This window comes from Cognatundibacterium rivi, from assembly GCF_018139565.1.
In the GTDB taxonomy this organism is placed as follows: Bacteria; Pseudomonadota; Gammaproteobacteria; order Burkholderiales; family Burkholderiaceae_D; genus Undibacterium; species Undibacterium rivi.
In genome coordinates this window covers 18,547-31,498 of the sequence record NZ_JAGSPK010000006.1, presented here as the reverse complement: position 1 = coordinate 31,498, position 12,952 = coordinate 18,547, and the positions used below count along the sequence as shown (strand labels likewise).

Sequence of the window (12,952 nt, the reverse complement as noted above, 5' to 3'; positions counted from 1 at the left end):
GTTAGTCATCGTTATGAGAATTTTCTCATTGAGTTTTTTGACGATCTGAAAAGTCACCGGAGTAGCTTTTTCTTAGAGTTCGCTGATATTAGTTTTTTTCCAGACAACCTTATCATCCACCACATAAGCTAAGCATTCCTTTTGGGCACGTTTTTTACAAATCGCCATTGCTTTTTCCAACGCATCGGGCATTCCTCCTGCATATCCGGCAAATTCACCGGCAGCATCCATAACAAAGGCACGCGGAAGGTCTAACTCTAGAAATTTCACATAGTGCTCCCGTATTTCAGCTTTATTAACAGGTAAGCTCGCAGGCTCATAGATATTTGCGAAACCTGTGTCCTGAAAACTTCCGGGAGTGTGCGGAATGGGAACGCCTTGCCGACGCAAAAATTCGTCAACAACAGGCCGCCAGATAGAAAACCCTCGCGAGAAAAAGAAGTGTCCATTATCGCTAAACGCAGGCATAGCCCGGTATTCGGCAAGTTGCCTGTCAGGAGATTGTTTTTGAAACTCTGCAAACCATTGCTTAGGATAAACCGAGCCAAAATATTTATCGTTCTCGGTATAAATCCACAGACTGGGCACCTTTGCAGTTTTACCGTAAAGCCCGAACATCTCTTTCAATAAATCCGGACGGCATGGCTCATTTGGCTGAGTCTCGGGATTGCCACCACCACCGCCAGCAAAATTAATAGCTGCGATCAGACCGGAGGGGTTCTTTGCAGCGAGCGTGATAGCGGTCGTACCACCATAGGATTGCCCAAGCACGACAATACGCGCCGGATCGACATAACTTTGCTGCTTTGCGTAGGCGATCACATCAAGCGTACTGCTTGCCGCAACCTCATACGCAGGTATATATTTTTTACCCGAACAAGTGCCCGAGTATTCAGGATCAGGCTCAGTTCCTGACTCACCATATCCAAGACGTGTCGGTACCCAAACGGCAAAACCACGGTTAACAAAATATTTCGTGGCCTGCAAAAAACGTTCGCGGCCAGGTTTAGAGCGATCCTTATAACTACGCCCATGCAATAAAATTGCGATCGGAAACGGTCCTTCACCATGCGGCCGGAACTGTGTCACGACCATGTCCTTAGTGATCACCTGATTAAATATGTTACTGACGGTGGTAGGAAGCTTGATCACCGATTCATTTAAAGCTGTGGATAATTGTTCCTCTGCCCAGACAATTCCGGAACTTGCAGCCAACATGAATACGCCAATCAGCGCGTAGCGTTTCATATAACTTACATCCGGAACAAACCGAACTTCACATCCGGAATCGGCGCATTCAGCGCGGCACTCAGCCCCAGACCAAGCACCATGCGGGTATCGGCAGGGTCGATCACACCGTCATCCCACAAGCGGGCGGAGGCGTAATACGGGTGCCCCTGATGTTCGTATTGCTCTTTGATCGGTTGCTTGAATGCGGCTTCTTCGTCGGCGCTCCAGCTACCGCCTTTGCTTTCGATGCCATCGCGTTTTACGGTCGCCAACACGCTGGCGGCCTGCTCGCCACCCATCACGCTGATACGTGCGTTCGGCCACATCCACATGAAGCGTGGCGAGAAAGCGCGGCCACACATACCGTAATTACCGGCACCAAAACTGCCACCGATAATCACGGTGAACTTCGGCACATTCGCTGTCGCTACGGCCGTTACCATCTTCGCGCCGTTACGTGCGATGCCTTCATTTTCATATTTGCGCCCGACCATAAAGCCGGTAATGTTCTGCAAAAACACCAGCGGGATTTTGCGCTGGCAGCACAGTTCGATGAAGTGCGTTCCTTTTAACGCGGACTCAGAAAACAAAATACCATTGTTCGCAATGATGCCGACCGGCATGCCGTGAATATGCGCAAAACCGCAGACTAAGGTCGTGCCATAGCGCGCTTTGAATTCGTCGAAATGGCTGCCATCGACAATCCGCGCAATCACTTCGCGCACATCGAAAGGCTTGCGCGTATCGACCGGAATCACGCCATACAATTCACTGGCCGGATATTTTGGTTCTTCGACTGCTTTCAGCACCACGGTCTGTGGCTTCTGGCGGTTCAGATTCGAGACGATGGTGCGCGCCAGCGACAGCGCATGCGTATCGTTTTGCGCCAGATGATCGACCACGCCGGATAAACGCGTATGCACATCGCCACCGCCGAGATCTTCGGCACTGACGACTTCACCCGTTGCAGCTTTCACCAATGGCGGGCCGCCGAGGAAAATCGTGCCCTGATTTTTAACGATGATGGATTCGTCACTCATCGCTGGCACATACGCGCCGCCAGCAGTACAGGACCCCATCACCACCGCGATTTGTGGAATACCTTTGGCTGACATCGTCGCCTGATTGTAAAAAATGCGGCCGAAGTGATCACGATCAGGAAACACATCATCCTGATTCGGCAGATTCGCACCGCCGCTATCGACCAGATAAATACAGGGCAGATTATTTTGCTCAGCAATCTCTTGTGCGCGCAGATGTTTTTTAACGGTCAGCGGATAATAAGTGCCGCCCTTGACGGTCGCATCGTTACAAACGATCACACATTCCTGCCCGGCGACGCGGCCGATACCGGTAATCACGCCTGCCGACGGTGCAGCATCCTTACCGTTTTTTTCCTTGTACATGTCGTAGGCCGCAAGCTGGGAAAACTCCAGAAACGGCGTGCCGGCATCCAGCAACATTTGTACACGATCACGCGGCAACAATTTGCCGCGAGCCAGATGTTTGCTGCGCGCTTCGTCTCCGCCACCCAACGCAATTTTTTCTATTTTGGCTTTCAGATCATCCACCACCGCCTGCATTGCAGCAGCATTAGCTTTGAAATCATCAGAACGTGGGTTCAGTTTGGATTCTAGGATTGTCATTATTTGGATTCCGGTATTGATTTATTTTTGAGGAAAGCTGCCGTCGACATAAAACCATTTGCCGTCATATTTCACAAAACGGCTGACTTCGTGCAGGCGATGCGCCTTACCTGCAATTTTGTAGCGGGCGACAAACTCCACGATGGCGTGGTCGCCGTCCTGCTGATGTTTTCTGACTTCCAGCCCCAGCCAATTGGTCGGATCATCATGTGTGATGCGCTCTGAAGGACAGGTACGCTCATCCCAGGTCGCGTGCAGATAGGCTTCATCATTGCGCGTATAAGCGCTGTAACGCGAGCGCATCAGTGCTTCTGCGGTCGGTGCTGCGGCAGTACCGCTGATATACACGCCACAACATTGTTCATACTTTTTTGCTGAACCGCAGGGACACGGGTTCGTATTTTTTTGCTCTTGACGACTCATACAACTTTCTTGATTTCCTTGGCAACAGTCGGTGCGCCTGCGGCTTTCCAGGCAGTAAAACCACCTTCGATATGGGCAACATTTTCCAAGCCCATATCCATCAAAGTCTTGGTAGTCAGCGCGCTACGCCAGCCTGCGGCACAAAATAAAATAAATTCTTTGTTCTCACCGAAAACAGGACGGAAGTAAGGTGAGTCCGGATCAACCCAGAATTCGATCATACCGCGCGGTGCGTGGAATGCGCCTGCAATCACGCCTTCGCGCTCAAGCTCACGAATGTCGCGCACATCGATAAATTGCACGTCGCCTTTATCCAGCTTCGTCAGCGCTTCCGCGACGCTATAAGTCTTGATCTGTGCGTATGCTTCGTCCACTAACTGCTGATAGCCCTTTTTCAACATGCTGTTCTCCTCGTGACGCAGAAAAATTCTGCGTTTGCTGACCGGTTATGTTTTGATGAATTCGATTTTTTTATCTGGATGATGCTGATTAAAAACCACCTTGCGCCAGCCAATGTTCAACTTGCGGCAGGCGGTCATTGCCCCAGAACGATTCATCATCGACGATGATCCACGGTGCACCAAAGATGCCTTTTTCTATCGCCTGTTCACATTGCGCTTTCAGCGCCTGCTTGTAATGAGTATCTTCGCAGGCAGCCGCTGCAGCGGCACCATCCAGCCCCATCGCGCTTATCTGCGTCGCCAGCCAGTCAATATCATTCAGTGCTGCCGGTCCGGAGAAATATGCACGTGTGACCTGGCGCACAAATTCACCGACACGCTGCGGTGCGGCTTCTTGCAGCCACAGGCAGACCCGTGAAGTATTCTGGGTCGCAATAGGAAACACTTCAGGCAAAACAAACGGCACGCCTGCATAACGCGCGGAACGCAGAAAGTCATGCTTGAAATAATCCGCCATTTGCGGTGGCCGCATGGTCAGGGGGCTAGAGCCAGTGACCTTAAACACCGCACCGAGCAACATCGGTTTCCAGCTCACGGCGCGACCATGCCGGGCCGCCAGTTGTTCTATGGATTGCGCAGCGATATACGCATACGGTGAAACAAAATCAAACCAGAATTCGACAGGTGCTTTCATCACGGTGTCCTTTTGAAAATGCAGGAGGCTGTTGACAAGGTGTAGGCTCAGGCCAGCGCGCGGCTGATCAGGATTTTTTGTATCTCTGAAGTGCCTTCGTAAATCTGGCACACGCGTACATCGCGATAAATCCGTTCTACCGGAAAATCACTGACGTAGCCGTAGCCACCGTGTATTTGTATCGCATCAGAGCAAACTTTTTCTGCCATTTCAGACGCAAACAATTTCGCCATTGCCGCTTCTTTCAGACAAGGCTTGCCAGCATCTTTCATGCTCGCTGCATGCCAGATCAGCTGACGTGCAGCTTCGATCTGCGTTGCCATGTCCGCCAGTTTGAATTGCACTGCCTGATGTTCATAAATCGATTTACCGAAGCTGCTGCGATCTTTGGCATACGCCAGCGCCGCTTCAAATGCCGCACGCGCCATACCGACCGATTGTGAGGCGATACCAATGCGGCCACCTTCCAACCCCGACAGCGCAATCTTGTAACCCATGCCTTCTTCGCCAATCAGGTTTTCAGCTGGGATACGGCAATTCTCAAACAGAATTTGCGCGGTATCAGAAGAATGCTGACCCATTTTGTTTTCGAGCCCGGCAACGATGTAACCCAGCGTTTTGGTCGGCACCCAGAATGCACTGATCCCTTTTTTGCCCGCCGCTTTATCCGTCACCGCCATCACAATTGCGACATCCGCATGTTTGCCGCTGGTGATGAATTGTTTGACGCCATTCAGTACATAATCATTGCCTTCACGACGCGCGGTAGTTTTCAGATCAGACGCATCGCTGCCTGCGTGCGGCTCGGTCAGACAGAACGCACCGAGCATCTCACCTTGGGCGAGCGGTCGCAGCCATTGCTGTTTCTGCGCATCATTCGTATACATCATCGCGATGCTGCACACCGGGCAGTTATTCACGGACACGACCGTCGATGTGCCGCCATCGCCAGCAGCAATTTCTTCCAGCACCAGCGCCAGCGACAGGTAATCCATGCCGGCACCGCCGAACTCTTCCGGCACCGCAACGCCATACGCGCCCATCTGCGCCAGCTCTTTTAATTCTGCCGCCGGAAAATGGTGTTCTTTATCCCAGCGTGCCGCGTTCGGCACCAGTTTTTCCTGTGCAAATGCGCGTATCGCATCGCGGATCATTTCGTGTTCTGCTGTAAGTAACATACCTGGTCTCGTTCTGATGTTGTTCTGTCTTTTTTCTGCTTACCAGTTCAGGCTGGCACCGTTGTAATTGAAAAATTTACCGTTGTCGTCCGGCTGCAGACCAGCCAGCGTTTTGCGTATACCTTGCGCACTGTCCACCACCGGAAGCTCAGCACCGACGCCGCCCATTTCTGTTTTAACCCAGCCCGGATGCAGCGCCACGCAAATCGCTAGTCGCGTCTGTAAAGACACATCCTTCAGTACAGAATTCAATGCGGCTTTGCTGGCACGATATAACCAGCCGTGACTGCCGTTACGTTCACTGATGGAGCCCATCATCGACGATATGACAGCAAGGCGGCCACCGGCATTCTCGACCAACGGCAGCACGATAGGAAGAATCCGCATCGCGGCCAGCACATTGGTATGCATCACTTCATCAAACTGCGTATCATGCGGCGTCTGCAATCCTGTGGTGCGCGGGCCATACACGCCAGCATTCAGAATAGCGACATCGATTTTTTCATCATCCAGCCGCCAGCCAAGACCACCGCAATCATTGATGTTCGTGACATCCAAAGGAACGACCTCACAACCCTGCGCTTGTAACGTAGTCAGATCAACCGCCTTACGCGCCGTGGCAATCACCCGCCAGCCAGCCGCCTTATATTGCAAAGCCAGTTCATGACCGATACCGCGTGACGCGCCGATAATCAATGCTGTGGGCATGGTTTTCCTCAATTTTCAAATCACATGGACGGCGGTAAAAATTCCACTGTTCCCGTGCGCGAGTTCATTCAGACAGCGGGATGCAGAGCAAGGCGCAAAACGCAGCAATACGTCGGTATTGCGAGGCTTTGCAACGCCGCTATGCGCCCGCTTTCTGGATGAACGAAGCGCACTAGATAATTTCGATGGCCATTGCTGTGCCTTCACCACCACCAATACACAAGGAAGCCACACCGCGCTTCTTACCTTGTTTTTTCAACGCACCAATCAGCGTGATGATGATACGTGCACCGGATGCGCCGATAGGATGGCCGAGTGCGCAGGCACCACCGTGGACATTGACTTTGTCGTGTGAGATGCCGAGGTCTTTCATTGCCGCCATCGGTACGGCAGCGAACGCTTCGTTGATTTCAAACAGATCGACATCTGCCGTTGTCCAGCCGGTTTTTTTGTACAGCTTTTGTATCGCACCGATCGGCGCTGTGGTGAACCAGCCCGGTTCCTGTGCATGCGAAGCGTGAGCAACGATTTTTGCGATCGGTGTCAGGCCGAGTTCTTTGGCTTTGGACTCGCGCATCAGCACCAGTGCCGCCGCGCCATCGTTAATGGAAGAGGAAGATGCAGCAGTGATCGTGCCGTCTTTTTTGAAGGCGGGTTTCAACGCCGGGATTTTGTCGAGCTTGGCTTTCAGCGGGCCTTCGTCTTTATCGATCACAACGTCACCACCGCGACCGGAAACGGTAACCGGTGCGATTTCCCACGCGAACGAACCGTCTGCAGTTGCTGCTTGAGCACGCTTAACTGAAGCAATCGCGAATGCGTCCTGATCTTCGCGGCTGAACTGGTATTTGGCGGAACAATCTTCAGCAAAAGTACCCATGGAGCGACCTTTGTCATACGCATCTTCCAGACCGTCGAGCATCATGTGATCGTAAATCATGCCGTGGCCGATACGATAACCGCCACGCGCTTTAGGAATAATGTAGGGTGCGTTGGTCATGGATTCCATACCACCTGTCACCATGACGTCATTGCTGCCTGCGCTGATGGAGTCAAACGCCATCATCGTTGCCTTCATTGCAGAACCGCACATCTTGGACAAGGTCACTGCACCAGTGGACATCGGCAAACCTGCCGCCAGCAAAGCCTGACGCGCAGGTGCCTGACCCTGACCGGCCATCAGGCAGTTACCAAACAGGACTTCTTCCACCAATTCCGGCTTGACGCCAGCGCGTTCAACCGCGGCCTTGATTGCCACAGCACCGAGCTGACTTGCCGTCAGTGAAGCGAAATCGCTCTGAAATGCACCCATAGGGGTACGGGCTGCGCCAACGATTACGATAGGGTCTGTCATGTTTTTCTCCATTGAATGTGAGGTGATACAAAATTTCTGCTTGTCTGCTTTTCTCTGAAAACATCTGCAAGCGCGATTAAGACTGTTGATACTTATAAGACATAAAAAATTATTTTTGCTGTGCTAACTCTTTATTGATAAACCTGACGTCCTGCGGATAAGGGAAGACATCATCCACCTTGCCTTCCACAATGCGCAGCTTGCGCCCCTGCCAGTATTCGGCAGTCAGCAGATCAGCATGGTGCTTCATAAAAAATTCTTTCACTTTCTGATTTCCGAGCAGGAAGGTGCCGAACTGCTCAGGGAATACATCGTTCTTTGCGATCGGATACCAGGGTTCGGCAGACATCTCGTCTTCTTCATTACGCGGCAAAGGTATCTTGCGGAATGTGCAATCGGTGATGTACTCAATTTCATCGTAGTCATAAAAAACGACACGACCATGACGTGTCACGCCAAAGTTTTTATACAACATGTCGCCTGGGAAAATATTCGCCGAGACCAAATCCTTAATCGCATTGCCATATTCCAGCACACCCTGTTCCATGGCCTGCATATCGCCACGCTGTTCGGCTTCCGTCAGCCAGATGTTCAGCGGTGTCATGCGGCGTTCTATGTACAGATGTTTGATGACGACTTCTTCGTCATTCACTTCCAGCATAGACGGTGCGTATTGGCGGATTTCTTCGAGCAATTCTTCAGAAAACCGTGAACGCGGAAAAGCGACATCCGAATATTCCAGCGTGTCGGCCATGCGACCGACGCGATCATGGTTTTTCACCAGCAGATATTTTTCTTTAATCAGCGCCCGGGTGGTTTCTTTCGGTGGCGGAAAACTGTCTTTGATCAGCTTGAACACATACGGAAAAGAAGGCAGTGCGAACACCAGCATAACGAGCCCGCGAATACCGGGTGCGGCTTCGATGCGATCCGACGAGTATTTCAGATGATGCAAAAAATCGCGATAGAACAGGTTTTTGCCATGTTTCTGCAAACCGATCATCGTATAAATTTCGCTACGCGGTTTTTTCGGCAAAATGCTGCGGATGAATTGCACATAGGCCGATGGTACTTCCATATCGACCATGAAATACGCACGGGTGAATGAAAACAGCACGGTAATCTGCATCACATCAAACAAGATCGTATCAAGCACCAGCTCGTTCTTCCGTTTATGCATCAGCGGAATGACAAACGGATATTCACGATTACCGTTAATTCCTTTACCGATGATGTAGGCAGATTTATTCCGGTAAAACAAATTCGCTAACACCTGAATCTGATGATTCGGTTCCAACTTTTCACGCCCGAAATGCTCGCGCAAACGCGCCTCGACGACGGCGACATCGCGATCCAGATCTTCAAAAGGCGTATTGAGCTGAAAATTCGTGACGATGCGTTTGATCGTGTAATTCAGACCGTCAGTTGCCGGGTAATACACGCGATAAGTTGGCGGCGTGTCATCACGTTCTATGTATTCTGTTGAAGTTGCCGGACGCACGAAAATGAAATCATTATGGAAATAATTTCTGTTAAGTAATTTTGTGCAGACGGTGTTGAAAAAAGTCTCAGCCAGTTCCGGACGTAAATGGTCGATCAGCAAACCCATGTAATGCAGTTTGACTTCGCGCCAGACCTCGTCGGTCAGATCATTTTCGTCGTAGTCATCTTCCAGCGTACGCACGCATTCCCGCACACGCGTGTCGTAAAACTGAATACGCTCGCGTGCCGCGATTTGCGCGGCTTTCCAGTCACCCGTCTCAAAAAACTGCTTTGCCTGCTGACTGCTGATACGGAATAAATGGTAATGCTTGTCAAAGCCATCCAATATCGTACGCGCGATATCAAACGCGATCTGGGACGACAGTAACTTAGGAAAATGTGTGTTTGGCATGGCGATGGCTCAGGGCAGGTTGAACTGGGTTTTCCAAGCCTCTAGTTTTACCATATCAACAGCGATACCACCGCATACCACGATCAAGGGACGCTTAAATTCTTTTAATACAGGCAGATTCTGGTACGCCACCGCCAGTGTGGCACCGCAAGCGGGTTCCACCAGTGTGCGCATATCATCCGCGAACGCGAGGCAGGCGGCAACTGCTTGTGCATCGCTGACGGTAACACTATGAATCGCATGTTTCTGCGTCCAATCGAACGCTTGTTGCGCCACCCGACGAGCACCTAATGTGGTGGCGATCGATGTAATCGCAGGCAATGTCACCAGTTCACCCGCTTGTACCGATGCATGTAAGGATGCCGCGCCTTCGGTTTCCACCGCAATCACAGGAATATGCGCCAGACCATTGCGGTGCAAGCCCTGCACAATGCCGCTTAACAAACCACCGCCACCGACTGAGCACAGCACGACATCAAAATCGAGCTTACCGGCGACCTCGTCGATCAGGGTCGCATTACCATTCCAGATATCAGGATGGTCGAATGGCGGGATATACACCGCGCCCGGCTGTTCACAGGATTGCAAAGCCGCCTGGTTGGTTTCGTCCCACACTTTACCGGTGACAATCACGGTTGCACCGATCGCGCGTATCTCGGCGCGTACACTTTCGGCGGTGGTTTCAGGAACAAAAATCGTGGTCGGAAGACCCAGCGCCACACCCGCGACCGCAGCGGCAAAACCCGCATTGCCGCCTGAAGGGCAGACAAAATGTTGCGCCCCCTGCGCGGCAGCGCGTTGACACATCAGACCGATGCCACGCAATTTGAACGAACCCGAGGGCTGCAAATTATCCATCTTCAGCCAGACTGATTTATGCAGCCGGGCGGAAAGCGGGCGATGCGCGAGCACCGGTGTCGTGATGTGTAATTGGGTCATGGCTGAAAATAGTGACTGCGTATGCGCAGTCCGTTCAGTATAAGCATGGATTAAGATCTGAACGGATAGCGCATCAGTACAACAAATACCGTTTACTTTGTTTCCGCAAACAGCTCGCGGCCTATCAGCATACGGCGGATTTCGCTGGTACCGGCGCCGATTTCGTACAACTTGGCGTCGCGCCACAGGCGACCGACCGGGTATTCGTTGATATAACCATTGCCGCCCAGCGTTTGTATCGCTTCGCCCGCCATCCAGGTGGCTTTTTCTGCCGAGTACAAAATCGCGCCCGCGGCATCTTTACGCAAAGCGCGGACTTGTTCTGGATTGGTGGCACGGTCGCACGCCTGACCCACCGCGTACACATAGGCTTTACAGGCCATCATGGTTGAATACATATCCGCCAGCTTGCCCTGCATCAGTTGGAATTCACCAATCGGCTGACCGAATTGTTTGCGGTCATGCACATATGGCACGACAACATCCATACACGCCTGCATAATACCCAGCGGGCCGCCGGACAAAACAGTGCGCTCGAAATCAAGGCCGGACATCAGCACATTCACGCCTTTGCCAAGGCCGCCCAGGACGTTTTCTGCGGGCACTTCGCAATCTTCAAACACCAGTTCGCCCGTATGCGAACCGCGCATGCCGAGCTTGTCGAGTTTTTGCGCAATGCTGAAACCTTTGTATCCTTTTTCAATCAGGAAAGCAGTCATACCGCGCGGGCCCGCTTCCATATCATTTTTGGCATACACCACCAGCACATCAGCATCAGGACCATTGGTGATCCACATTTTGGTGCCGTTCAGCACCCAGCGGTCACCTTTGAAATCAGCGCGCAGCTTCATGCTGACGACGTCTGAACCGGCATTCGGCTCGGACATAGCGAGCGCACCGATGTGTTCACCGGAAATCAGTTTCGGCAGGTATTTTTGTTTTTGCTCTTCGGTACCGTTGCGTTTGATCTGGTTCACGCACAGATTGGAGTGAGCGCCGTAGGACAGACCAACTGAGGCAGATGCGCGCGAGATTTCTTCCATCGCAATGATGTGGGCCAGATAGCCCATGTTGGCGCCGCCGTATTCTTCGCTGACAGTCACGCCCAGAATGCCAAGGTCGCCCATTTTGCGCCACAGATCCATAGGGAACTGATCGTTGCGGTCGATTTCCGCTGCACGCGGTGCGATTTCGGCTGCAGCAAATTGTTGAACGGCTTCACGCAAAGCGGCGATATCGTCGCCATGATCGAAAGTTAAACCAGGTAAATGGAGCATGTCATCCTCACAGTAATGATGGAACAGAATCGTTTTTATTCATCAGAGTGGCACAATCCCGATTTCACAGCGATAGCCTTGCGAAAACGGGTTTGCATCCCTTCTGTTATTTTTTGCTGCGACTACATTGACCGTCACACCTGACCGTCAGTTATTTTTTTGCGATCACAAACAGCGTCTGTTGCATGATCGCGCATAATTTTTCCTGCCCCTGATTCACAACAAACACCTCGGCGCTTGAAACGACCAGGGTTTTTCCTGATTTCAAGACCTTGCCACGGGCGATCAGGGTATCGCCTATGCCGGGTGCCACAATATTAATTTTATATTCAGCAGTTAAGCACTCACTTACTGGTATCAATAATGTATTTGCTGCATAGCCACCGGCAGCATCAGCCAGCGTACCAATCACACCACCATGAAAATAGCCATGTTGCTGGCTGACAGCATCGCTGTACGGCAAGCTGATCTCACAGGTGCCGGGCGTCATCCCGGTCAGTTTCGCATTCCACGCCATCAATGCACCTTGCCCGTTGAAGCTCTGCAGCAAGGTCAGCGCCAGCGTGTGATCAAGCGCGGCGGGTACTGCGGATGTGGCGTCTTGATACATAAAGTCTCCCCGGGAATACAAAGCTGAGCAAAATCTGAGCGTAGGAAATAATACGACTAATTGACGTTTACGTAAACGTCAATTAGTCGGGTTTTGTGCCGACTGGTATTTCTACGCGGTCTGACCCGCTTTCGTATGTAAAGCCAGCAAACGGCGGCTTTTATCTTCATGTGCGCTGATCTCTGCCAGCATGACTTCAATATCCTCGCGCTGCTGCTCAAGTGAAGCACGGTGCCGCGCCAGCACCACCAGAAAGCTCTGCAATTGCGCTTCGGTATCTTTTGGTGAGCGGTACATATCGACCAGGCTCTTGATATCCGACAGACTCAGACCCAGACGCTTACCGCGCAGGGTCAGCTTCAGTTGTGTGCGTTCGCGTGCGGTATAGACGCGATTGCGGCCGCTGGGACCTTCGCGGGTCGGGCTTAACAAGCCCTGATCCTCGTAAAAACGTATCGCTCGTGGCGTGATATCAAATTCGCGGGCTAAGTCGGTAATGGTGTAGGTGGCCATAGTTTTAGTACACAAAATCGTTTTTCTGATTACAATCGCTGGAATCGAATTGACGTTAACGTCAATTGAATAAAAACGCATTGTA

Annotated in this window: 13 protein-coding genes; all 13 read right to left on the bottom strand. The window is 51.7% G+C overall.

Annotation, left to right across the window (positions count from 1 at the left end):
- Positions 1–72: 72 nt before the first annotated feature.
- Entirely contained in the window at positions 73–1,248 is a 1,176-nt protein-coding gene (locus tag KDM87_RS15190; protein WP_230407820.1) for a dienelactone hydrolase family protein, read from the bottom strand.
- Between the two features lie 5 nt (positions 1,249–1,253).
- Positions 1,254–2,876 (bottom strand): carboxyl transferase domain-containing protein, encoded by a 1,623-nt coding sequence (locus tag KDM87_RS15185; protein WP_212679882.1) that lies wholly within the window; start codon positions 2,874–2,876, stop codon positions 1,254–1,256.
- 21 nt (positions 2,877–2,897) lie between these two features.
- A complete protein-coding gene (locus KDM87_RS15180) occupies positions 2,898–3,299 on the bottom strand; it encodes a YchJ family protein (RefSeq protein WP_212679881.1) in 402 nt (133 codons plus the stop codon).
- Positions 3,296–3,700, bottom strand: a complete 405-nt coding sequence (locus tag KDM87_RS15175; protein WP_190481244.1) for a rhodanese-like domain-containing protein — start codon at positions 3,698–3,700, stop codon at positions 3,296–3,298. The genes KDM87_RS15180 and KDM87_RS15175 overlap by 4 nt, the downstream gene beginning before the upstream one ends.
- 88 nt (positions 3,701–3,788) lie before the next feature.
- Entirely contained in the window at positions 3,789–4,394 is a 606-nt protein-coding gene (locus KDM87_RS15170) for a 2-hydroxychromene-2-carboxylate isomerase (RefSeq protein WP_212679880.1), read from the bottom strand.
- Between the two features lie 47 nt (positions 4,395–4,441).
- Positions 4,442–5,572: an acyl-CoA dehydrogenase family protein gene (locus KDM87_RS15165; protein WP_212679879.1), complete on the bottom strand. Its 1,131-nt coding sequence runs from the start codon at positions 5,570–5,572 to the stop codon at positions 4,442–4,444.
- A gap of 39 nt (positions 5,573–5,611) precedes the next feature.
- A complete protein-coding gene (locus tag KDM87_RS15160; protein ID WP_212679878.1) occupies positions 5,612–6,280 on the bottom strand; it encodes an SDR family oxidoreductase in 669 nt (222 codons plus the stop codon).
- Between the two features lie 172 nt (positions 6,281–6,452).
- On the bottom strand, positions 6,453–7,634 hold the full coding sequence (locus KDM87_RS15155) for an acetyl-CoA C-acetyltransferase (protein WP_212679877.1): 1,182 nt from the start codon (positions 7,632–7,634) through the stop codon (positions 6,453–6,455).
- Positions 7,635–7,743: 109 nt separating this feature from the next.
- On the bottom strand, positions 7,744–9,528 hold the full coding sequence (gene aceK, locus KDM87_RS15150; RefSeq protein ID WP_212679876.1) for a bifunctional isocitrate dehydrogenase kinase/phosphatase: 1,785 nt from the start codon (positions 9,526–9,528) through the stop codon (positions 7,744–7,746).
- Positions 9,529–9,537: 9 nt separating this feature from the next.
- Positions 9,538–10,467 (bottom strand): pyridoxal-phosphate dependent enzyme, encoded by a 930-nt coding sequence (locus KDM87_RS15145; RefSeq protein ID WP_212679875.1) that lies wholly within the window; start codon positions 10,465–10,467, stop codon positions 9,538–9,540.
- 92 nt (positions 10,468–10,559) lie between these two features.
- Positions 10,560–11,744: an isovaleryl-CoA dehydrogenase gene (locus KDM87_RS15140; protein ID WP_212679874.1), complete on the bottom strand. Its 1,185-nt coding sequence runs from the start codon at positions 11,742–11,744 to the stop codon at positions 10,560–10,562.
- A gap of 151 nt (positions 11,745–11,895) precedes the next feature.
- On the bottom strand, positions 11,896–12,354 hold the full coding sequence (locus KDM87_RS15135) for a PaaI family thioesterase (RefSeq protein WP_212679873.1): 459 nt from the start codon (positions 12,352–12,354) through the stop codon (positions 11,896–11,898).
- 111 nt (positions 12,355–12,465) lie between these two features.
- A complete protein-coding gene (locus KDM87_RS15130; RefSeq protein ID WP_186884590.1) occupies positions 12,466–12,867 on the bottom strand; it encodes a MerR family transcriptional regulator in 402 nt (133 codons plus the stop codon).
- Positions 12,868–12,952 lie beyond the last annotated feature (85 nt).